Raw genomic sequence first — 20,919 nt, forward strand, 5'->3', positions numbered from 1 at the left:
GTCACTTTGTGTCGGCGGCAGGGCGTGATTCACTGGATTTTTCAGACACGTCCTATCGATCAGGAGCCTCGGATGAACCTGCATCAGTACGCTGAAACCCACGAAGTGACCAACCAGCCGCCGTCCCTCGACGGCGCCAATCTCTACCGCCTCGACCTGCCGCTGCAGCAGTGGGGACGCAGGTTCGGGGCCGGTTGGGCCGAAGCGCGGATCGATGCGTACGGGGCCCTGGCGGGCGGGCCGCTGATGGAGGCGGGGTTCCTCGCCAACCAGAACAAACCGCAGTTCGCCAGCCATGATCGTTTCGGCCACCGCATCGACCTGGTGGAGTTCCACCCGGCCTACCACCAGTTGATGCGCACGGCCATTGAGCACGGCCTGCCGTCGCTGCCGTGGCGCGAGCCGCAGTCTGGCGCCCATGTCGCCCGTGCCAGCATGACCTATCTGCACAGCCAGGCCGAAGCCGGCAGCGGCTGCCCGCTGACCATGACCTTCGCCGCCGTGCCGGCCCTGAAGCTGCAGCCGGAACTGGCCGAATACTGGCTGCCCAAGGTTCTCGCCACCGAGTACGATCCACGCAATGTCGGCGACCGGCACAAGGCCGGGGTCACCATCGGCATGGCCATGACCGAAAAGCAGGGCGGCACCGATGTCCGTGCCAACACCACCCGCGCGTACCCAGTGGGCGCACCGGGCCCGGGCCAGGCCTATGAGCTGGTGGGTCACAAGTGGTTCTGTTCGGCGCCGATGTGCGATGCCTTCCTCACCCTGGCGCAGACCGACAAGGGCCTGAGTTGCTTCCTCCTGCCACGCCATCGCCCCGACGACCAGCGCAACCAGTTCTACATCCAGCGCCTGAAGAACAAGCTGGGCAACTGGTCCAATGCCTCCAGCGAAGTGGAGTTCCGCGGCGCCCTGGCCTGGATGATCGGCGAGGAAGGCCGGGGCGTGCCGACCATCATCGAGATGGTGGCGATGACCCGCTTCGACTGCATGGTCGGTTCCAGCGCACTGATGCGCCAGGCCCTGACCCAGGCCGCGCACCATTGCGCTCATCGCCAGGTCAGTGGCCGGGTCCTGGCCGAGCAGCCGCTGATGCAGAACGTGCTCGCCGACCTTGCCCTGGAAAGCGAAGCCGCGCTGGCCTTGAGCCTGCGCATGGGCCAGGCCCTCGACAATCTAGATGACCCGCAGCAGGCGCGTTTCTCTCGGCTCGTCACGGCGGTGGGCAAGTACTGGATCTGCAAACGGGCCCCGGCCATGATCAACGAGGCCGCCGAATGCATGGGCGGCGCCGGCTACGTCGAGGACAGCATTCTCCCGCGCCTGTACCGCGAGGCGCCGGTGAACTCCACCTGGGAAGGCTCCGGCAACGTGCAGTGCCTGGATGTGCTGCGCGCCCTGTCGAAGGAGCCGGGCGTGCTGGATAGCCTGTTCATCGAGCTGGGCGACGGCCATGGCGACCGCCGCCTGGCCGCGCATATCGCCGGTCTCAAGGCGGCCTTCGCCGACACCGGCGATATCCAGTACCGCGCCCGCCAGCTCACCGAGGACATCGCCGTCGGCCTCCAGGCCAAGCTGCTGCTGGAGGCCGGCAACGCCACGGTCAGCGATGCCTTCATCGCAAGCCGCCTGGGCCAGGGCGGACGGGTCTATGGCACCTTGCCGCGCGGTATCGACGTCGCTGCGTTGGTACAGCGGGCGACTCCGGTCTGGCTGCTCTGAACGTACGTGCCTTTGCAATCGGATGTAGGCAAGATGGAAGCCTGCATGTCAGACAGGAAGTAACCAGTGACCCGTTTCGATGAAGCTTTCGTTGTCGTGGAAACCGCCGAGCAGGCCGTCGACCGCCTCGCGGCCCTGCATGAAACCGCCACCGCGGCCCTGAGCCAGGCGCTCAAGCGCTACCTCAAGGACCGCACCGAGCCGGATGCCCAGGAGCGCTCGCTGTTCCGCTATCCCGAGCTGCGCTTGACCTACCACTGCCATGGCGAAGTGCCTGCGACCACCCGGGCCTACGCCAAGGTGCAGTTGCCGGGGACCTACAGCGTCACCGTGACTCATCCGGCGGCGTTCCGTGGTTACCTGCTGGATCAGTTGCGACCGCTGATGAACGACTTCACTGTGCGCGTCGAGGTCGGGGTCAGCGACCAGAACATTCCTTACCCGTACGTGGTCGAGCAGGGTGATGAGCTGGCCGGCTCCGGCATCACCGCCGCGGCGCTGGCGCGGGTCTTCCCGAGCACCGACCTGTCCGCCGCCACCGACGGCATCGCCGACGGCCTGTACGACTGGGGCAATGCCGAGACCCTGCCGCTGGCGCTGTTCGACGCCGCGCGGGTGGACTTCTCCCTGCGCCGCCTGGTGCACTACACCGGCAGCGACTGGCGCCATGTGCAGCCGTGGATCCTGCTGACCAACTACCACCGCTACGTCGACCAGTTCATCAGCCACGGCCTGGAGCAGTTGCGCGATGACCCGCGTTTCGTGCGGATGGTCTTGCCGGGCAACGTGATCATCGAGAAGTCGATGGACAACGGCGAGGCCCAGGCGCTGGTGGCCGGAGTGGTCTGGCACCGCTACCAGATGCCGGCCTACCACCTGATCGCCGCCGATGGCGATGGCATCACCCTGGTCAATATCGGCGTCGGCCCGTCCAACGCCAAGAACATCACCGACCACCTGGCGGTGCTGCGTCCGCACTGCTGGCTGATGATCGGCCACTGTGGCGGCCTGCGGCAGTCGCAGACCATCGGCGACTACGTGCTGGCCCACGCCTACATGCGCCGCGACGGCATTCTCGACCGCGTGGTGCCGCCGAACATCCCGATCCCGGCCCTGGCCGAAGTGCAGCTGGCCCTGCAGGAAGCAGCGGCGCAGGTTACCGGCGAGCGCGGCGACGAGCTGAAGAAACGCCTGCGCACCGGCACCGTGCTGACCTACGACGACCGCAACTGGGAGCTGCGCTGGGCCGAGGAGCGGCCGCTGATCAACCTGTCGCGGGCGGTCGCGGTGGACATGGAAAGCGGCACCATCGCCGCCCAGGGATATCGCCTGCGGGTGCCGTACGGCACGCTTTTGTGCGTGTCCGACAAGCCGCTGCACAGCGAGATCAAGTTGCCGGGGGCGGCCAACGCCTTCTACAACCGTGCGGTCAGCCAGCACCTGAAGATCGGCATCGCCGCCCTCGACCTGCTGCGCACCGAACTCAACTCGCTGCACTCGCGTAAACTGCGCAGTTTCGACGAGCCGCCGTTCCGCTGAGGTTTCATGCCGCTACCCCCACGTTCCACGCCGCGCCGCCCCGCGGCAAAGCCCGCCGGTCCGCGACGCCAGCCCAAGGCGCCGCCGGCCGAGCCGCGCTTGCTCCTGTTCAACAAGCCCTTCGACGTCCTGACCCAGTTCAGCGACGGCGAGGGGCGGGCGACCCTCAAGGATTTCATCGCCATGCCCGGGGTCTATCCCGCCGGGCGCCTCGACCGTGACAGCGAAGGCCTGCTGCTGCTGACCAATGATGGCCAGTTGCAGGCGCGCATTGCCGATCCCAGACACAAGCTGCCGAAGACCTATTGGGTGCAGGTGGAGGGTGAACCGAGCGCGGAGCAGATCCAGCGCCTGCGCGACGGCGTCGAGCTGAACGACGGTCCGACCCTGCCGGCCCAGGCCCGCCTGCTCGACGAACCGCAACTGTGGCCGCGCAACCCGCCGGTGCGCTTTCGCAAGAGCGTGCCCACCAGTTGGCTGGAACTGATCATCAAGGAAGGACGCAACCGCCAGGTGCGGCGAATGACTGCGGCGGTGGGACTGCCGACCCTGCGTCTGGTGCGGGTCAGGATCGGCGACTGGACGCTGGACGGGCTCGAACCCGGCCAGTGGAAGGAAGTGGACCCGAGGCGCTGAGGGCTACTTGTTCATCTCGATCCAGGTGATCACCACGCTCTTCACGATAAAGGCGAAGATGCCCAGTCCGAGCACGAAGAACAGGATGAAGGTGCCGAATTTACCGGCCTTGGACTTCTTGGCCAGGTCATAGACGATGAAGCCCATGAAGGCAATCAGGATGGAGACCAGGATGGTCATCATCCACTCTTCGAACAGCACAGGATCCATCGACGTTCTCCGGCAGCGTGAGGCGGCGGATTATACGCCTATCGCAGGTGGGTCAGGGGCAGCTCGGTGCTGGCCAACACTTGATTCAGGACAAAGCTTGAGCGAACGCTTGTGACACCCTCGATGCGGGTGAGGTGGCCGAGCAGCAGTTTCTGGTAATGGTCCATGTCGGGCACCACCACCTTGAGCTGGTAGTCGGCGTCCATCCCGGTGACCAGGCTGCATTCCAGCACCTGCGGCAGGCTGCGGATCGCCGCCTCGAAGGTCTCGAAACGCTCGGGGGTATGCCGGTCCATGCCGATCAGCACGTAGGCGGTCAGGCTCAGGCCGAGCTTCTTGCGGTCAAGCAGGGCTACCTGGCGGGAGATGAAGCCGTCGTCTTCCAGTTGCTTGACCCGCCGCGAGCAGGGCGACGGCGACAACCCGATGCGCTCGGCCAGTTCCTGATTGGAGATGCGCGCGTCGCGCTGCAATTCGGCGAGGATGCTCAGGTCATAGCGGTCCAGCTTGCTCATGGAACGGGCCTTTTCTGTATGAATTGCTGGCAATTATTAATATTTGGAGAAAAATTGCGCAAGAGGTGTTTTTCTCCGCAATCTTCGCAATCCTCTGCCGGCACGGTTTTCCTATCATTGTTTCCAGAATCACTGCCCGGACACATGTCCACGGCGACCGACCCAAGCAGGACGGTCGCGGCCAGCAATCCCACAGGGTTGTGCTTGGCCCCCGGGCTACACACGGTCCACAAGACAGGTGTGAGGTGAGCCGGCGTCACGAGCGTCGAGCCAGGACAAGTTTTGCGAAGGGCGGCCCCAAGGGGTCGCCCTTTTTTCTGTCCGAGATTTCACCTGCCGAGGGCAATAGCGCCTGCTAGAGTGGCGCAGAGAATATTCCTACATCGACAGAGGAACAGCATGAAATCCCGTATCTGGCCCCTGGCAGCCATCGGCCTGCTGTGCCTGAGCCTGAACGTCCATGCCGAAGGCGAGTACGACCATCGTGGCGAGCGGCAGGGCCACGGTGAAGGCGAGCAGCGGTCGTCCGGTTCGCCCCTGCAATCCAAGCCTGGTGAAGTCTGGCAGACCCAGCAACCGCGCCAAGGCTATTACCAGGACATCCCCCGGCGCAACGACGGCAACCAGCACTGGCAGACCGGCCCTCGCGGCGAGCAGCCGAACTGGGCGGGGCGGCCGAGTGGCCATGGCAATGGCTGGGGGCCGGGGCCGCAGTATCGGCCTGGGCATGCCATCGACCGTTTCCCTGATCGCTACTGGAAAGTGCCGTATCGCGGGCAGGACTATTTCTACTCCGGCGGCTACTGGTATCGCCCGCATGGCTCGGGCTATGTGGTCGTGACCCCGCCTTACGGCGTGCGGGTGACCTACCTGCCGGACTACGCGCGGGAAATGTGGATCGGCGGGGCGCTGTTCTTCCTCGTTGCCGATACCTACTACCAGTATCAGCAGGACAGCCGCGAATACGTGGTGGTCAACCCGCCGCAAGTGCAGCAGCCGGTGCCGGTGCAGCAGGGCAGTGGTTACGACGTGATCGCTTATCCGATGCAGGGGCAATCGCCACAACAGGTCGAGCAGGACCGCTACCAGTGTCATCGCTGGGCGGTGGAGCAGAGTGGTTTCGACCCGTCCTACGCCAATCAGGCGCCGCCGGCGCAAGTGGCGGATACCTATCGGCGGGCGATGGGGGCGTGCATGGCGGGGCGGGGGTATAGCGTCAACTGAAGACCTGCTGTGTTCTCTCGGGCCTCATCGCTGGCAGGCCCCACAGGTATCGCATGCACCGCGGACCCTGTGGGAGCTGGCTTGTCGGGGCGCCGAACCGCAGCGATGAGGCCCGGAAGAACACCCACTAAACCGGGTCCGCATGCACCAACACTTCAGCCCGTGGATACTCCCGGCTGATCGCCGCCGCCGCTTCATCGCACAACCCATGCGCTCGGGTCAGCGGCAGATCCCCCGGCAGTTCCAGGTGCACCTGGACGAACCAGCGATTTCCCGACACCCGCGTACGCAGATCATGCGCCCCCACCACTCCCTGCACCGCGCAAGCCAGTGCCAGCATGCGCTCGCTGACATCCGCCGGCAGCTCTTCATCCATGAGCGTGGCGAAGCTCTCCCGGGCAATCGTCAGCGCACTCCAGAAGATATACAGCGCGATCCCCAGGCCAAAGAACGCATCCAGTTGCGGCCAGCCAAACGTCGCCAGCAGCAGCGCCAGCAGGATGCTGCCATTGAGCAACAGGTCGGAACGGTAATGCAGCGAGTCCGCGCGCACCGCCGTCGAACCGGTGATACGGATCACCCGGCCCTGCACCATCAGCAGTGCCACGGTCAGCACCAGTGACAACAGCATCACCGCCACGCCCACGCCGGCATTGCCCAGCGGTTGCGGATCCTGCAAGCGCTCGAAGGCCTGGAAGCCGATCAGCACCGCACTGACGCCGATGAACAACGCCTGCGCCATCCCTGCCAGCGCCTCGGCCTTGCCGTGCCCGTAGCGGTGATCTTCATCCGCCGGTCGCAATGCATAACGCACCGCCAGCAGGTTGAGCAGCGAAGCCGCACCGTCCAGCAGCGAGTCGGTGAGCCCGGCCAGCAGGCTTACCGAACCGCTCAGCCACCAGGCGATCGCCTTGCTGACGATAAGGATGCAGGCCACCGCCAGCGAGGCGCCGGTGGCCAGGCGCAGCAGGCGCGCATGTTCGCTGGAGGTGGTCATGTCAGGCGGCGGGCACCAGGCCGTAGGCGGCCAGTTGCTCGACGCTGCCGCTGTGCTGGATCAGGCGCGGGTCGTTCAGCGGCAGGCGCTGGCCCAGTTCGCTTTCGAGAATGGCCTGCAGGCGGGTGTTGTCCACCTTGCCATCGGCACCGATGGCCTGCTTGAGGGTGTCCGGTGCCACCTGGGCGGTGCTGCCGCCGGGCAGGTAGATGGCGCCGGTGGCGAAGTCGATGCCGAAGGCGATCAGGCCGGGAATGACGTAGAAGAGGATGCCGACCGCATCGAGGGCGACGATCACCGGGTCGACCTTGCCTTCGATCTGGCCGCGACGATCGGGGTAGAACAGGGTGCCGCAGGCCGTGAGCTGGGTCAGCAGGGTTGCGACCAGGATGCCGCCAGTGACACGGGAAGGAATACGCATTGAAAGTCTCCGCAAGAAAGCCGCAACGATACCGGCAGAAGGCCGGCTCCAGTGGATAAGACCATGATAGGGCAGGCCGGGTTCGCCGTTATACTCGCCCCACTGTTTGAGGGCTACCATGATTTCCTTACCGATCGATGTCGTACTGCCAGCATTGCGCGAGGCCTTGGCCCGGCGCCATGAAGCGGTGCTCGAAGCGCCCCCCGGCGCGGGCAAGACCACCCGCGTGCCGCTGGCGCTGCTGAACGAACCCTGGCTGGCGGGACAGACGATCCTCATGCTCGAACCCCGGCGCCTTGCTGCCCGTGCCGCAGCCGAGCGCCTGGCCAGCGAGCTGGGCGAGAAGGTCGGGGAAACCGTGGGCTACCGCATCCGCCTGGACAGCAAGGTCGGCCCGCGCACCCGCATCGAAGTGGTCACCGAGGGTATCCTTGCCCGCCGTCTGCAGGACGATCCGGCGCTGGACGGGGTTGGCCTGCTGATCTTCGACGAATTCCACGAACGCAGCCTCGACGCTGACCTTGCCCTGGCCTTGAGCCTGAATGGTCGCGAGCTGCTGCGCGACGAGCCGCCGCTGAAGATCCTGCTGATGTCCGCGACCCTCGAAGGCGAGCGCCTGTCCGCGTTGCTCGACGATGCGCCGGTGATCAGCAGCGAAGGCCGCATGTTCCCGGTGCAGATGCGCTGGGGCCGGCCGTTCCAGCCGGGCGAGTACATCGAGCCGCGCGTCACCGAGACTGTGTTGCAGGCGCTGGATGAACAACGCGGCAGCCTGCTGGTGTTCCTCCCGGGCCAGGCGGAGATTCGCCGCGTGCACCAGTCGTTGCTGGACGCCGTGGGTGAGCGCGCCGATATCCTGCTCTGCCCGCTGCACGGTGAACTCGACCTGTCTGCCCAGCGCGCCGCCATCGAGCCGGCGCCGGCGGGCACGCGCAAGGTGGTGCTGGCGACCAACATCGCCGAGACCAGCCTGACCATCGACGGTGTGCGCGTGGTGATCGACGCCGGCCTCGCCCGGGTGCCGCGCTTCGACCCAGGCAGCGGCATGACCCGCCTCGACACCCAGCGCATCTCCCGCGCCAGTGCCACCCAGCGCGCCGGCCGGGCCGGGCGCCTGGAACCGGGGGTGTGCTATCGCCTGTGGTCGGAAGCCCAACACGAACAGCTGGCCGCCTACGGCAGCGCGGAAATCCTCCAGGCCGACCTCGCCGGCCTGGCCCTGCAGCTGGGCCGCTGGGGTGTGGCGCCGGGAGATCTGCGCTGGCTCGACATACCGCCGGCCGCCGCCTACAGCCAGGCGCAGGACCTGCTGCGCCGGCTGGGCGCGCTGGTCGACGAGCGCCTGACTGCCCATGGCCAGGCCATGGCCGAGTTGCCGGCTCACCCGCGTATCGCCCATTTGCTGCTGCGCGGCCAGGATCTTGGCCTGACCGCCATGGCTTGCGATGTCGCAGCCTTGCTGGGCGAGCGCGACATCCTGCGCGGCGCCGGCGCCGACCTGCACAGCCGCTTGAGCCTGCTCAGCGGCGAAACCCGCGCCGCCCGCAGCAGCCAGGGTGGCGTGCAGCGAGCGAAGCAACTGGCCCGGCAATACCGTGGCTTCCTGCGCGACAAGCCGGGTGCGGCCGTGGCCGATCCGGAGCATCCGCGCTGGCTTGGCGCGCTGCTGGCGCTGGCTTATCCCGACCGCGTCGCCCAGCAGCGACGTGCCGGCGGTGCCGAGTATCGCCTGGCCAACGGCCGCGCCGCGCAGTTCGGCGAAGTCGATGCGCTGATGAAGGAAGCGTGGCTGGTGGTCGCCGATCTTGGCAGCCGTCAGGGACAGCGAGAGGAACGTATCTACCTCGCCGCCGAGCTTGATCCGGCGCTGTTCGACCAGGTACTGGCCGAGCAGGTCAGCGTGGTCGAGCAACTGGAGTGGGATGAAAAGGAAAACGTCCTGCGCGCCGAGCGCCAGCGTAAGGTCGGCGAACTGATCCTCGCTCGCGAGCCGCTGACCGGCCTGGATGGCGACGCCCGTGCCCGCGCCTTGCTCGACCTGGTGCGGCGCAAGGGCCTGGCACTGTTGCCGTGGACGCCGGAGCTGCGCCAGTGGCAGGCGCGGGTGGCCTTGTTGCGCGAGCTGGACCTGGCCAGCGGCGGCGCCAGCGAATGGCCGGACCTGAGTGACGATGCCCTGCTGGCGAGTCTGGCGGACTGGCTGCAGCCGTATCTCGGCAAGGTCACCCGCCTCAGCCATTTTGCCAACCTCGACCTCTCCTCGATCCTGCGCAACCTGCTGCCCTGGCCGCTGCCGCAGCGCCTCGACGAATGGGCGCCGGTGCATATCGGCGTGCCATCGGGTTCGAATATCCGCGTCGACTACAGCGAGCACCCGCCGGTGCTGGCGGTGCGCATGCAGGAGCTGTTCGGCCTGGCCGACACCCCGCGCATTGCCCAGGGCCGGCAGAAGGTCCTGCTGCACCTGCTGTCGCCGGCGCGCCGGCCGGTGCAGGTGACCCAGGACCTGGCGAACTTCTGGCGCAGTACCTACGCCGAGGTGAAGAAAGACTTGAAGGGGCGCTATCCGAAGCACTACTGGCCGGACGACCCGCTGGTGGCGGAAGCCACCGCGCGGGCCAAGCCGCGCGGGACCTGAGAGGGGATCAGCCGGCTTCGGAGAAGTCGGCAACCTTGACGTTGCGGCGCAAACCGCCGGTCAGCACCAGCAGGTAGGCCACGCCGATGGCGAACCAGCCCAGGCCGATGCTCAGGGTCAGGGCCGACAGGCTGGTCCACAGCCACAGGGTCAGGCCCAGGCCGACCAGCGGCACCAGGCCGTGCAGCAGCAGGCTTTTACCTTCGACCTTGGCCAGCAGGTGGGTACGCAGCACCGCCATGTTCACCGCCGAGAAGGCCACCAGCGCGCCGAAGCTGATCAGCGATGCGAGGGTTTCCAGGCTGATCACCAGGGCGATCAGCGACACCACCGATACCAGCAGGGTGGCGTTGATCGGCGTGCCGAAGCGCGGCGACAGGCTGCCGAAGAAGCGCTCGGGCAGCAGCTTGTCGCGGCCCATGCTGTAGATGATCCGCGATACCGCCGCCTGGGAGGCCAGTGCCGAACCGAGGCTGCCGGCGACATAGGCGGCGGTGAAGAAGTTGGCGAGGAACTGCCCGCCGATCTTGAGCATCACTTCATTGGCGGCGGTGTCGGTGTTGTCGAAATGGCTGCCCGGTATCGCCAACTGGCTGAGGTAGGCGAGCAGGGTGAACAGCACGCCGGCGGCCAGGGTGGTCAGCATGATCGCGCGCGGCACGGTGCGGCGCGCGTCACGGGTTTCCTCGGCGAGGGTGGACACCGCATCGAATCCGAGGAACGACAGGCACAGGATCGCCGCGCCGGCCATCAGCGGATCGAAACCGGGCTGGCTGCCATCGCCGCGCAAGGGGGCGAGGAAGTCGACCGGGCCGCCAGCCAGGCTGGAGCAGGACAGCGCAACGAACACCACGATGAAGATGATCTGCGCCCCGACGATCAGGTTGCTGGCCTTGGCCACCGAGCGGATGCCCAGGACGTTGAGCACGGTCACCAGGGCGATGGAACCGAGGACGAAGACCCAGGCCGGGATGGCAGGGAAGGCGATATTCAGGAACAGCCCGATCAACAGGTAGTTGATCATCGGCAGGAACAGGTAATCCAGCAGCAGCGACCAGCCGGCGAGGAAACCGACATTCGAGCCGAAGGCAATGTTGGTGTAGGAGTACGCAGAACCTGCAACCGGATAACGCTTGACCATGATCCCGTAGGACGCGGCGGTGAACAGCATGGCCGCCAGGGTCACCAGGTAGGCGCCGGCGGTGCGGCCACCGGTGGTTTCGGTGACGATGCCGTAGGTGGTGAAGATGGTCAGCGGGACCATGTAGACGAGCCCGAAGAAAACCAGGGCCGGAAGGCCGAGCACGCGACGCAGTTGATCGTCGCCACCGGCCGTTGTCGGGGAGTGCGGGTTGGTCATGGATATCCCTTTGTATTTTTTATAGGGCTGCACGCGCGAATCGCGAATGTGTGGAGTGGCGATACCTGCCGGTGGGGCCGTGTTTGCGGCCTAGGCTAGCGGGGTGGGTGGGGAAAGAACATTGCAGGGGTGCAAAGGATGATTGCCGGGGTGCCATGAAGGTTATTCTCACTGTCCCTATCGCTGCATGGGTATCTACACATCTTCCGGTTTGCCCAAACTACCCATGCGGAGCGGTCCAGGTAGGAACTGCGTCGACCATCATTCGAGATGTGCAGATACCTATGCAGCGATAGGGCCATCAGCATCAGCCCGAAACCGCCTGCCGCTCAATGCTCTTCAACAGCGACGCAACCACCGCCTTGGAAGCCTCCAGGCTGTGCTGGGTGGCCAGCAGCATCTTTGCCAGCCGCCCGTCGGCGAGCTCGCTGGCCTGAAAGTTGTTTTCGTGGGCCAGGCGCAACAGGGACATGAGCTGTTCGAGGGCATGCTTCATTTCCACGCCGTCGCGTACGGCGAACAGCGCGGTTTCGCCTTCGTCGCAGAAGCAGAATTCGGTGTAGGTGGTGGTGAGGTCGGGGAGGGCGGGTTTGTCAGGTGCCACTTTTTTCATGACAGATGGACCTTTGCGGGGCGAGTGGCTTTGCAGCGTCGGTCTGTCAAAACCGGTCACCGGGAATCAATGACCCAACAAGACTAGGCAACCCTTCCCCCGCAGCGCAACGGCTGAACAGCGGGGAAAGAGTGCTTGGGAAATTGCCTACGACAATGTCGGAATTGAGGCAAATCACGCCCTCAATCTCGATAACCCAGCGCCGCCGATATTTCCCGGCTCGCCGCCAGCAACGCCTGTAGAAAAGCCTCCTGCGCCACCGGCGTGTCCATCACCGCATCCGGCCCCGAGAGGTTGATCGCCGCGGTAATCGCGCCACTGTGGTCACGAATCCCGGCGGCAATCGCCGTGGAGTAGTCCGAGCGATGCAGCACCCAGCCACGCCGCCGGTCCTCGGCTATCAGTTGCTGCAACTCCGGCAAGGTGCGGGGGGCGGGCGGCGGGTAATCGTCGAGTCGCACATGTTGGTACAACTGGCTCAACTCCCCTTCGCCCAACCCCGTCAGCAACACCCGCCCCAGCGCCGTGCCGTGACAGGGCAGGCGGGTGCCGATGGGGATGTTCACCGTCAGTCGCTGCGGTGCGAAGGCACGGTAGACGTAGAGGCTGTCGGTCTGTTCGCGGATGCTCAGGTGGCAGGACAGCGAGGTGCGGTCGCGCAGGTCGTTGAGGTGGGGCATGGCCACCTCGACGATGTCGCGGCTGGCGAGGTAGGCGAAGCCGTCGGAGATGACCCGGCTGCCCAGCTCGAAATCGCTGCGCCCGGCCTTGCGCAGGTAGCCCATGTCCACCAGCGTTTGCACGATGCGGTAGACGGCCGACGGGCTGATCTCCAGGCGCTCGGCCATGTCCTGCATGCTCAGGCTGCGCTGGCGGGCGTTGAACATGCCGAGGATGGTCAGGCCGCGCTGGAGGGCGGGGACGCGGTAGTCCATGGGTTCTAAGGCGGTCATGCTTGAGGTCCTGTGGTGAGTGGGAGGGCCTCATCGCTGGCAAGCCAGCTCCCACAAGGTCCGCGGCGCTGCCGAACCTGTGGGACTTGCCAGCGATAGAGCCGGATCAGGCGAGCAAGGTCTCCAGGCTCACCGGCAACCCGCCGAATTCCCCCATGGCATCCAGCACCGCCCCCTGGAAGTACTCCAGCGACGCCCGATCCACCAGGATGTGAAAGCGCTGCAGCTCGGCACTACCGGCATTGATCACGATGGCATTGAGCCGTGCCACCGAGGTCTGTGCCACGCTGCCGATGGGGAAGGCCTGCGCGCGCAGGTCCACCCCGCACAGCTTGGCCATCACCTCGGCAACATGCCTGCCGGATAGCTGCAACCACGCATGGCTGTCCTGGCGTGGCAGCAGGTAGTTGCGCTGCTCGCCCAGCACCCAGCCGGCCTCTTCGTCGGCAATCCGCTGGCCGCGATCGGCCAGGCTGCCCAGCAGGAAATACTCGGTCTGCGACAGGCGCGCCACCAGCGTGCCGTCGTCACACAGCACGGCCCGGTTGGGCGCCTCTGGCAGCGTATAACCGCGTGCCGTCAGCCACCCGGCGGCATCCACGCCCCGGAAACCCACCCGTGGCAGATCGGTCAGGTCGATGAGCGCGCAGCGCTCGATAGGGTTGAGACTGGTCATGGCTCAGAGCTCCTGGCGCTGGTTGTCGGGATCGAAGAACGGCAGTTTCACCACCGTGGCCTGCACCACCTCGCCACCTTCGACGCGGATCGGAATACGCATGCCCGGCTCGGCCTGGTCGGCGCCGGCGTAGGCCAGGCCGATGATCTGGCCGAGGGTGGCCGAGTACTCGCAGGAGGTGACGTTGCCGCTGATGTCCGCGCCCTTGAGCACCAGATGCCCTTCCAGCGGCTGGCTGCTGCCCTTGGGCAGGCTGAAGCCCACCAGCTTGCGCTTGAGCGGCTGGCATTCGAGGATTTCGATGGAGCGCTTGCCGACGAAGAACGGCTTCTTGCGGCCGATCGCCCATTGCATGTCGATCTCGCCGGGGTGGGTCATGCCATCGGTGTCCTGGCTGATGATCACGTGGCCCTTTTCCAGGCGCAGCAGCCGCTGGCTTTCCACGCCGAACGGACGGATGCCGAACTCGGCCCCGGCTTCCATGAGAACATCCCAGAGCTTGCCGCCATGTCGTGCGGGCACGTGGATTTCATAACCCAGTTCGCCGACGAAACCGACCCGCATCAGGCGCGCCGGAATTCCCGCCACCTTGCCGGTGCGCACGCCGAGATAGGGGAAGCCTTCGGCGGACAGATCGACCTCGCTGCAGACCTTCTCCATCACTTTGCGCGACAGTGGTCCGGCGACGTTCACTGCCGCCAGCGCTGCGGTGACGTTGGCGATATCCACGTCCAGGCGCCATTGGGCGTTCCACTTGAGCATCTGCTGGTAGATGCGGTCGACGCCGCTGGTGGTGGCGGTCACGTAGAAGTGCCGCTCGGCCAGGCGGGCGATCACGCCATCGTCGATCACCACGCCGTGTTCGTTGGTCATCAAGCCGTAGCGGGTACGACCGACCGGCTGCTTGGCGAACGGCATGGTGTACATGCGCTCCAGCAGTTCGGCGGCATCCGGCCCGCGGACGTCGAGACCTCCGAGGGTCGAAACGTCGATGATGCCGACCTTCTCCCGCACATGAAGCACCTCTTCCTGCATGCACCGCTCACGCTCGTTCGGCTTGCCGTAGTAGGCCGGGCGCTGCCAGATGCCGGCGGGCATCAGCTTGGCGCCGGCCGCGACATGCCGGCTGTGCATGGCGGTCTGCCGATAGGGATCGAAGGCACGCCCGGCCACGTGGGCCAGCTTCTCCGCCTCGAACGGTGGACGCGCGGTGGTCACCCCGGTTTCGCTGATGCTGCGGCCGGTCGCCTGGGCTACCAGGCGTGCGGTCGGCAATGCCGAGTGACGACCTTGCGACGGACCCATGCCGACGGTAGAGAAGCGCTTGACCAGTTGCACGTCGCGGTAGCCATGGCGGGTGGCGTTGACGATATCGCGTACTTGCAGGTCTTCGTCGAAGTCGACGAAGTCCTTGCCTTTCGGGTGGGCGAAGATCGGCCACTCGAAGTTGACCCGCGCCTCTCCGCTGAACTCGACCGCGCCGACACCCGACTCCAGTCCCAGCGCCTGCACGGCGGCAGCGGCGACCCGGCTGCCATCGAGCAGCACGTTGTCCAGCTGATGGCGACCGTTCACCGACCCGGCAACCCGTAGCCCCTCCGGCAGCCCGCTGATGGCGAATTCGGCGCGTTGCTCGTCGTAGGCCAGCTTGCCGCCGGCCTGGCACAGCAACTGGTAGACCGGCATGTAGCCGGCGGACATGCACAGCAGATCACAGGCCAGGGTCAGGCCCTGCTCGGCGACCTTGCCCTGCGCGGTAATCCGGCGGATCTCCACGCCGCTGACATGGCGCATGCCTTTGTCGTGCAGCGCCTCGTACACGGTGCTGCCGAGGTGAACGGAAATCCCGCGCTTTTCCAGGGCCACCTTCAAGGCCATGTCGGCGGGCTGCTGGCGCATGTCCACCAGCGCGGCGACCTGCACACCCTGGTCGGCCAGGTCGAGGGCGGCGAGGTAGCCGTCATCGTTGCCGGTCAGCACCACGGCGCATTTGCCCGGCTTCACCGCGTACAGCTTCATCAGGCGCTGCGCGGCACTGGTCAGCATCACGCCGGGGAGGTCGTTGTTGCGGAACACCACCGGCTGGTCGAACGAACCGGCGGCGACGATGCACTGGTTGGCGCGCACCTTGTACATGCGTTTGCCCTGGATCACCGGCAGGTAGTTGTCGGTGAACCAGGCGTTGCAGGTGGCCCGGGTCAGCACCTGGATATTGGCGTGGCCTTGCACGGCGGCGAGCAGTTCGCGGCGCAGGGCATCGGCGCGCAGGCCTTCGGCGTCGAAGCGGGCGTAGGTCAGCGAGCCGCCGAGCACGGCCTGCTGTTCGATCAGCAGCACCCGCGCACCGGCATTGGCTGCGGTGAGGGCGGCACTGAGGCCGGCCGGGCCGGCACCGATCACCGCCACATCAACAAAGAGGTAGGCCTTGTCGTAGTACTGCGGCCTGAAGTTCAGGTCGAGTACGCCGAGGCCGGCCTTCTTGCGGATCAGCGGTTCCCAGATCTTCCACACGCCCTTGGGCTTGAAGAACGAGCGGTAGTAGAAACCCACCGGCATGAAGCGCGAGAACTTGCCGAGGTAGGCGTCGCGGTCGCTGTTCAGCGAGCCGTTGAAGTTCTGCCCGGTGACGGTCATGCCGGCGGCGAGCACCTGGGCGTCGGCCAGCACGTTGGGCTCGTCCGGCAGTTGCACCAGGGTGTTGGCGTCCTGCCCGGCCATGGTCAGCGGGCCGCGCGGGCGGTGGTATTTGAACGAGCGCGAGAGCAGCCAGCGGCCGTTGGCGAGCAGGGCGCTGGCGATGCTGTCGCCGGCAAAGCCCTGGTAGTCGCTGCCGTCGAAACTGAAACGCAGGGGCTGATCGCGGTCGATCAGCAGGCCCATGGGGGCGGGAAGGCGGCTCATCCGGCGATCTCCTGGACGGGGGCGGCGAAGTCGACGCGCTGGTTGAAGATTTCCCTGGCATCGAAGGTGCGCAGGATCTGGTCGGTGACCGTGTGGCGCTCGGCGAGGAACCAGTAGCTGGAGGCGTTGTGCATCCACCACTCGCGGACCACGCCGGCCTCGTTGTCGCTGTTGAACACGTAGTCGGCCCACTCGGCGTCGGAGCAGGTGGCCGGGTCGGGCATCACCTTGAACTCGCCGCCGTAGGTGAACTCGCTGATGTTCCTTGGCCCGTTGAGCGGGCAATTCATGATCTTCATGGCATTCCCCTTAGTGGCTGGCCGCCGTGGCGCCCATTTCGTTGACCTGCTGGAAGGTGCTGAAGCGCTCCAGGGCGAACGGCTTGATCAGCTCCGGCACGCGGCCGCCGCTGGCCACAAGCTCGGCCATGGTCTTGCCGCAGATGGGCGTGGACTTGAAGCCCCAGGTGCCCCAGCCGGCATCGAGGTAGTAATTCTTCACCGGCGACAGGCCCATGATCGGGCTGTAGTCCGGGGTCATGTCGGTGATCCCGGCCCATTGGCGCATCAGCTTGGCGTTGGCCATGAACGGGAACATCTCGATGGCGTGGGCCAGTAGGCTTTCCTTGAGGTCCAGGGTCGAGCGGGTGTTGTACAGCGGGTACGGGTCGGAGCCGCCGCCGAATACGATCTCGCCACGGCTGGTCTGCTGCACGTAGCAGTGCAGGGCTGACGAGCTCACCAGCGGGTCGAGGAACGGCTTGAACGGCTGGGTCACCATGGCTTGCAGCGGGTAGGTGTGGATCGGTGCGCGGATCCCGGCCTTCTTCAGCATCAGCGAGCTGGCGCCGGCGATGGCTTGCACCGCGCAGCCGCATTTCACCGTGCCGCGATTGGTCTTCACGGCGGTGATGCGGCCGTTCTCGATGACCAGGTCCTGGACTTCGGTGAGCTGGTGGATCTCCACCCCGCGCTTGGCCGCCTGCTTGGCGTAGCCCCAGGCCACGGCGTCGTGGCGGGCGGTGGCGCCGTCGATGTGCCAGAGCCCGGCGAGCACCGGAATGTGACCCGGGTCGAGGTTGAGGGTCGGCACCAGTTCGCGGATCTGCTGGCGGTCGATCATCTCGGTGCGGCCGCCGAAGTGCTTGTTCACTTCGGCGCGCTGGCGGAAGGCGCGCACCGTGGCGTCGGTGTGGGCCAGGGTCAGCTGGCCGCGCTCGGAATACATGATGTTGAAGTCGAACTCGTTGGACAGCTCCTGGAACATCCGCACCGATTCGATGTAGAAGCGCACGCCCTCGCTGGTCAGGTAGTTGGAGCGGATCACCGCGGTGTTGCGCGCTGTATTCCCGCCACCCAGGTAGGACTTTTCCAATACCGCGACATTGGTGATGCCGTGGTACTTCGACAGGTAGTAGGCGATGGCCAGGCCATGGCCGCCGGCGCCGATGATCACCACGTCGTAGGAGGATTTCAGTTCGGTGGGCGGCGGCAGGTCGACTTCCGCCGGGTACTCGGAACTGAGGCCGTATTTCAGGAGATTGAAGGGCATGGGGCCTCCTGCTGCAGGCGCGCGGCGGTCAGGGTGTTCTTCATCAGGAAGGCGATGGTCATCGGACCCACGCCGCCGGGAACCGGGGTGATGGCGGCGACCTTGGGCAGGGCGCTGTCGAAGTCGACGTCGCCGACCAGGCGCGAGCGCTCGCCTTCGGTGATGCGGTTGATGCCGACATCGATCACCACCGCGCCGGGCTTGAGCCAGTCGGCATCCACCAGGCGCGGGCGGCCGACGGCAGCGACGACGATGTCCGCCTGGCGGCACAGTTCCTTCAGGTTGGCGCTGCGCGAGTGGACCACGGTCACCGTGCAGTGAGCCTTGAGCAGCAGGGCGGCCATCGGCTTGCCGACAATGTTCGAGCGGCCGATCACCACCGCGTGCTTGCCGCTGATATCGCCCATGCAGTCTTCCAGCAGGCGCATGCAGCCGGCCGGGGTGCAGGGGGTAAGCACGTCGCGGCCCTGGCTGAGGCCGCCGACGTTCTCGGCGTGGAAGCCGTCGACGTCCTTGAGCGGGTCGATGGCCTGGAGTACGCGGGTTTCATTGATATGCCCCGGCAGCGGCAACTGCACGAGGATGCCGTGGACGCTGGCGTCGGCGTTCAGCTCGCCGATCAGGCCGAGCAGCGAGGCTTCGCTGGTATCCGCCGGCAGCCGGTGTTCGCGCGACTGGATGCCGCATTCCTCGGCGCGCAGCACCTTGTTGCGCACGTAGACGTGGCTGGCCGGGTCGTCGCCGACCAGCACCACGGTCAGTCCCGGGGCGATGCCCTGGGTCTTCATGTCCGCAACCTGAGCTTTCACTTCCGCGAGCACGCGGGCGGCGGCAGCCTTGCCGTCGATCAACTTGATGGGGGCTGGAGTATTCACCGGAAGATCACCGTGCGGTCGCCATTGAGGAAGACCCGGTGCTCAAGGTGGTATTTCACCGCCTTGGACAGGGCCACGGTTTCGGTATCGCGGCCCACACTGACCAGGTCGTCGGCCAGGTAGGCGTGGTCCACGCGCTGCACTTCCTGCTCGATGATCGGGCCCTCGTCGAGGTCCGAAGTCACGTAGTGGGCGGTGGCGCCGATCAGTTTCACGCCACGGGCATAGGCCTGGTGGTAGGGCTTGGCGCCCTTGAAGCCGGGCAGGAACGAGTGGTGGATGTTGATGGCGCGGCCGGCAAGCTGTTTGCACAGGTCATCGGAGAGGATCTGCATGTAGCGGGCGAGGACCACCAGTTCGGTGCCGGTTTCCTCGACGATCTGCAGCAGCGCCGACTCCTGCTGGGACTTGGTGTCCTTGGTCACGGGCAGGTAGATGAAGCGGATGCCCTCGCGCTCGGCCATGGGCCGCAGGTCGAGGTGGTTGGAGACGATGGCTGTGATCTGCATGTCCATCTCGCCCTTGTGGTGGCGGTAGAGCAGGTCGGCCAGGCAGTGGTCGTACTTGCTGACCATCAGCAGCACGCGCATCGGCTGGTTGCTGCCGTGCAGGCTCCAGTCCATGGCCATGCGTTGGGCGACCGCGTCGAAGCCTTGCTCGACTTCGTCGATGTCGCCTTCGTGGTTGTCGTTGAAACGGAACACCGCACGCATGAAGAAACGACCGCTGGTGTCATCGTCGAACTGCGACATCTCGCTGATGTAGCAGCCCTTTTCCGCCAGGTAGGTGGTGACCGCCGCGACAATGCCGGAGGTCGCCGGACAACTGATCTTGAGGATGTAGTGGCTGGTGGCGTGGTGCATTTCGGGTCCTCGGATGAAGTGGCGGCAGCGGTCGCAAGGCGGAAATTTCAGCGGTGAAGCGATGTTTTGTCGGTGAAGATTATTTATTGGCAGGAATAAAATATTCCTTTTGCGCTTTTATAGGCGAAAGGAAGGTGCAGGTCTAGCCTGTGGGGAAAATTTTTATCTTGGGAGGAAACTTGAGGGAGGGGATCTTGGGGGGTGAGCAGGTAGGGCGCGAACCTGTAGGAGCGGATTTATCCGCGATCGGCGGCGAAGCCGTCGTAAAACCTGAATCCCAAGGCTGTCTGGCACACCGAGGATGCAGGTTTTATGGCCGCTTCGCGCCCAATCGCGGCGGTCCGGCGTCCCGGTAAATCCGCTCCTACACTGACCGCGCTGCCCTGGCCAACGAAGCCTGAAGGGCACTAGAGAACTTCAGTCATTCCCATAATTCATGATCGACAGCAGCTTGATCGGCACCTGCACCAGTTGCTCCGGCCCATGGGGCACATCGCCGTCGAAGGTCAGGCTGTCACCGGCCTGCATGTGATAGAGCTGGTTGCCATGCCGGTACACCAGCTCGCCTTCCAGCAAGTGCAGGAACTCGGTGCCCGGATGGGCGAACGTGGGGAATTCCTCGCTGGCGTCATCCATGCTCACCATGTACGCCTCGAAATTCTTCTTCGGCCCGCGGGTGTGGTTGAGCAGGTGGTAGGTATGGCCCTTCTCGGTGCCGCGGCGTACCACTTCCATGCCCTCGCCACCCTTGACCAGGATGGCGCTGCCGTCTGGCTGGTCGTACTGGCTGAACAGCTTGGACATGGGCATGCCCAGCACGTCGCACAGGCGGCTGAGGATATCCAGGCTGGTGGACACCTGGGCGTTCTCGATCTTGCTCAACATGCCTTGGCTGATCCCGGCGATGCGCGCCACATCCGCCAGTTTCAACTCCTGCGCCTGGCGCTCGCGACGGATCTGCATGCCCAGGTACTGCTCCAGGCGAAGGCGGGGTGGGTTCTCGGTGGTCACGGTCGGTCGATCCTGCTTGTTTTCGGTTCAGGAAAATTAATTTCGCACTGAGAAAGTGCAAAAAAGATCCCGGCGTCTGGTTCGGGCGCTGGGACTTTCCTCGGATGAAAGAGAGTTTCCCATATAAACAGCAGGCCGGTGCAACGCCGGGGCCATTTCTTCCTGTGCCTTCAAAACTGGCAAGCGCATTGCATTCCTGTCAGGAAACTAA

The 20,919-nt window shown here is 65.5% G+C and carries 19 protein-coding genes; 5 read left to right on the forward strand and 14 right to left on the reverse strand.

The annotated features are described in order from the left end of the window. Nucleotides 1–72: 72 nt before the first annotated feature. The 3 genes from V0R59_RS02870 to V0R59_RS02880 all read left to right on the forward strand — a co-directional run bounded on the left by V0R59_RS02870 (nt 73) and on the right by V0R59_RS02880 (nt 3,900). Nucleotides 73–1,725 (forward strand): acyl-CoA dehydrogenase family protein, encoded by a 1,653-nt coding sequence (locus V0R59_RS02870; protein ID WP_330073148.1) that lies wholly within the window; start codon nt 73–75, stop codon nt 1,723–1,725. Nucleotides 1,726–1,791: 66 nt separating this feature from the next. Then, on the forward strand, nt 1,792–3,264 hold the full coding sequence (gene amn, locus V0R59_RS02875) for an AMP nucleosidase (RefSeq protein ID WP_330073147.1): 1,473 nt from the start codon (nt 1,792–1,794) through the stop codon (nt 3,262–3,264). Between the two features lie 6 nt (nt 3,265–3,270). Next, a complete protein-coding gene (locus V0R59_RS02880) occupies nt 3,271–3,900 on the forward strand; it encodes a pseudouridine synthase (RefSeq protein ID WP_330073146.1) in 630 nt (209 codons plus the stop codon). A gap of 3 nt (nt 3,901–3,903) precedes the next feature. Here the strand turns inward: V0R59_RS02880 and V0R59_RS02885 are convergent, their stop codons facing one another. Both V0R59_RS02885 and V0R59_RS02890 read right to left on the reverse strand, forming a co-directional pair. Beyond that, the gene (locus tag V0R59_RS02885) at nt 3,904–4,110 is read right to left on the reverse strand and encodes a DUF2788 domain-containing protein (RefSeq protein ID WP_330073145.1); all 207 of its coding nucleotides are present in this window, start codon (nt 4,108–4,110) and stop codon (nt 3,904–3,906) included. A gap of 38 nt (nt 4,111–4,148) precedes the next feature. Further along, on the reverse strand, nt 4,149–4,625 hold the full coding sequence (locus V0R59_RS02890; protein ID WP_330073144.1) for an Lrp/AsnC family transcriptional regulator: 477 nt from the start codon (nt 4,623–4,625) through the stop codon (nt 4,149–4,151). A 399-nt stretch (nt 4,626–5,024) separates the two neighbouring features. Between V0R59_RS02890 and V0R59_RS02895 the strand changes: the two genes are divergently transcribed. Then, nucleotides 5,025–5,849, forward strand: coding sequence for a DUF6515 family protein (locus V0R59_RS02895; protein WP_330073143.1), 825 nt, complete (start codon nt 5,025–5,027; stop codon nt 5,847–5,849). A gap of 127 nt (nt 5,850–5,976) precedes the next feature. On the opposite strand, the gene V0R59_RS02900 is transcribed toward V0R59_RS02895, so the two are convergent. Together V0R59_RS02900 and V0R59_RS02905 are read right to left on the reverse strand one after the other, a co-directional pair. Then, nucleotides 5,977–6,846: a cation diffusion facilitator family transporter gene (locus tag V0R59_RS02900; RefSeq protein ID WP_330073142.1), complete on the reverse strand. Its 870-nt coding sequence runs from the start codon at nt 6,844–6,846 to the stop codon at nt 5,977–5,979. Between the two features lies 1 nt (nt 6,847). Further along, a complete protein-coding gene (locus V0R59_RS02905) occupies nt 6,848–7,267 on the reverse strand; it encodes a polyribonucleotide nucleotidyltransferase (RefSeq protein ID WP_330073141.1) in 420 nt (139 codons plus the stop codon). Between the two features lie 118 nt (nt 7,268–7,385). Here V0R59_RS02905 and hrpB point away from each other — a divergent pair, with 118 nt between their 5' ends. Then, complete coding sequence (hrpB, locus tag V0R59_RS02910) at nt 7,386–9,905, forward strand: ATP-dependent helicase HrpB (protein WP_330073140.1); 2,520 nt, start codon at nt 7,386–7,388, stop codon at nt 9,903–9,905. Nucleotides 9,906–9,912: 7 nt separating this feature from the next. On the opposite strand, the gene V0R59_RS02915 is transcribed toward hrpB, so the two are convergent. The 10 genes from V0R59_RS02915 to V0R59_RS02960 all read right to left on the reverse strand — a co-directional run bounded on the left by V0R59_RS02915 (nt 9,913) and on the right by V0R59_RS02960 (nt 20,708). Continuing rightward, nucleotides 9,913–11,265 carry an APC family permease gene (locus V0R59_RS02915; protein ID WP_330073139.1) on the reverse strand — a complete coding sequence of 451 codons (1,353 nt, stop codon included), beginning with the start codon at nt 11,263–11,265 and terminating at the stop codon, nt 9,913–9,915. A 307-nt stretch (nt 11,266–11,572) separates the two neighbouring features. After that, the gene (locus V0R59_RS02920; RefSeq protein ID WP_330073138.1) at nt 11,573–11,878 is read right to left on the reverse strand and encodes a DUF3077 domain-containing protein; all 306 of its coding nucleotides are present in this window, start codon (nt 11,876–11,878) and stop codon (nt 11,573–11,575) included. Between the two features lie 182 nt (nt 11,879–12,060). Continuing rightward, nucleotides 12,061–12,831, reverse strand: coding sequence for an IclR family transcriptional regulator (locus tag V0R59_RS02925; protein ID WP_330073137.1), 771 nt, complete (start codon nt 12,829–12,831; stop codon nt 12,061–12,063). A gap of 106 nt (nt 12,832–12,937) precedes the next feature. Continuing rightward, nucleotides 12,938–13,507 (reverse strand): sarcosine oxidase subunit gamma, encoded by a 570-nt coding sequence (locus V0R59_RS02930; RefSeq protein WP_330073136.1) that lies wholly within the window; start codon nt 13,505–13,507, stop codon nt 12,938–12,940. Nucleotides 13,508–13,510: 3 nt separating this feature from the next. Continuing rightward, complete coding sequence (locus tag V0R59_RS02935) at nt 13,511–16,408, reverse strand: FAD-dependent oxidoreductase (protein ID WP_330073135.1); 2,898 nt, start codon at nt 16,406–16,408, stop codon at nt 13,511–13,513. Beyond that, nucleotides 16,405–16,707, reverse strand: a complete 303-nt coding sequence (locus V0R59_RS02940) for a sarcosine oxidase subunit delta (RefSeq protein WP_330073134.1) — start codon at nt 16,705–16,707, stop codon at nt 16,405–16,407. Before V0R59_RS02940 ends, V0R59_RS02935 begins: the two co-directional genes overlap by 4 nt. A gap of 10 nt (nt 16,708–16,717) precedes the next feature. Further along, nucleotides 16,718–17,959 (reverse strand): FAD-dependent oxidoreductase, encoded by a 1,242-nt coding sequence (locus tag V0R59_RS02945; RefSeq protein ID WP_330073133.1) that lies wholly within the window; start codon nt 17,957–17,959, stop codon nt 16,718–16,720. After that, complete coding sequence (gene folD, locus V0R59_RS02950) at nt 17,941–18,834, reverse strand: bifunctional methylenetetrahydrofolate dehydrogenase/methenyltetrahydrofolate cyclohydrolase FolD (protein ID WP_330073132.1); 894 nt, start codon at nt 18,832–18,834, stop codon at nt 17,941–17,943. The genes V0R59_RS02945 and folD overlap by 19 nt, the downstream gene beginning before the upstream one ends. Next, nucleotides 18,831–19,697, reverse strand: a complete 867-nt coding sequence (gene purU, locus V0R59_RS02955) for a formyltetrahydrofolate deformylase (protein WP_330073131.1) — start codon at nt 19,695–19,697, stop codon at nt 18,831–18,833. The genes folD and purU overlap by 4 nt, the downstream gene beginning before the upstream one ends. A gap of 417 nt (nt 19,698–20,114) precedes the next feature. Next, nucleotides 20,115–20,708: a helix-turn-helix domain-containing protein gene (locus V0R59_RS02960; protein WP_330073130.1), complete on the reverse strand. Its 594-nt coding sequence runs from the start codon at nt 20,706–20,708 to the stop codon at nt 20,115–20,117. Nucleotides 20,709–20,919 lie beyond the last annotated feature (211 nt).

Origin of the sequence: Pseudomonas ulcerans, from assembly GCF_036324125.1 — a bacterium.
Classification (GTDB): Bacteria; Pseudomonadota; Gammaproteobacteria; order Pseudomonadales; family Pseudomonadaceae; genus Aquipseudomonas; species Aquipseudomonas ulcerans.

Excerpts from the sequence above, each read along its gene's own strand:
- V0R59_RS02870 (WP_330073148.1), top strand. The coding sequence starts at position 73 with ATGAACCTGCATCAGTACGCTGAAACCCACGAAGTGACCAACCAGCCG.
- V0R59_RS02880 (WP_330073146.1), top strand. The coding sequence starts at position 3,271 with ATGCCGCTACCCCCACGTTCCACGCCGCGCCGCCCCGCGGCAAAGCCC.
- V0R59_RS02885 (WP_330073145.1), bottom strand. The coding sequence starts at position 4,110 with ATGGATCCTGTGCTGTTCGAAGAGTGGATGATGACCATCCTGGTCTCC.
- V0R59_RS02890 (WP_330073144.1), bottom strand. The coding sequence starts at position 4,625 with ATGAGCAAGCTGGACCGCTATGACCTGAGCATCCTCGCCGAATTGCAG.
- V0R59_RS02895 (WP_330073143.1), top strand. The coding sequence starts at position 5,025 with ATGAAATCCCGTATCTGGCCCCTGGCAGCCATCGGCCTGCTGTGCCTG.
- V0R59_RS02900 (WP_330073142.1), bottom strand. The coding sequence starts at position 6,846 with ATGACCACCTCCAGCGAACATGCGCGCCTGCTGCGCCTGGCCACCGGC.
- V0R59_RS02905 (WP_330073141.1), bottom strand. The coding sequence starts at position 7,267 with ATGCGTATTCCTTCCCGTGTCACTGGCGGCATCCTGGTCGCAACCCTG.
- hrpB (WP_330073140.1), top strand. The coding sequence starts at position 7,386 with ATGATTTCCTTACCGATCGATGTCGTACTGCCAGCATTGCGCGAGGCC.
- V0R59_RS02915 (WP_330073139.1), bottom strand. The coding sequence starts at position 11,265 with ATGACCAACCCGCACTCCCCGACAACGGCCGGTGGCGACGATCAACTG.
- V0R59_RS02920 (WP_330073138.1), bottom strand. The coding sequence starts at position 11,878 with ATGAAAAAAGTGGCACCTGACAAACCCGCCCTCCCCGACCTCACCACC.
- V0R59_RS02925 (WP_330073137.1), bottom strand. The coding sequence starts at position 12,831 with ATGACCGCCTTAGAACCCATGGACTACCGCGTCCCCGCCCTCCAGCGC.
- V0R59_RS02930 (WP_330073136.1), bottom strand. The coding sequence starts at position 13,507 with ATGACCAGTCTCAACCCTATCGAGCGCTGCGCGCTCATCGACCTGACC.
- V0R59_RS02935 (WP_330073135.1), bottom strand. The coding sequence starts at position 16,408 with ATGAGCCGCCTTCCCGCCCCCATGGGCCTGCTGATCGACCGCGATCAG.
- V0R59_RS02940 (WP_330073134.1), bottom strand. The coding sequence starts at position 16,707 with ATGAAGATCATGAATTGCCCGCTCAACGGGCCAAGGAACATCAGCGAG.
- V0R59_RS02945 (WP_330073133.1), bottom strand. The coding sequence starts at position 17,959 with ATGCCCTTCAATCTCCTGAAATACGGCCTCAGTTCCGAGTACCCGGCG.
- purU (WP_330073131.1), bottom strand. The coding sequence starts at position 19,697 with ATGCACCACGCCACCAGCCACTACATCCTCAAGATCAGTTGTCCGGCG.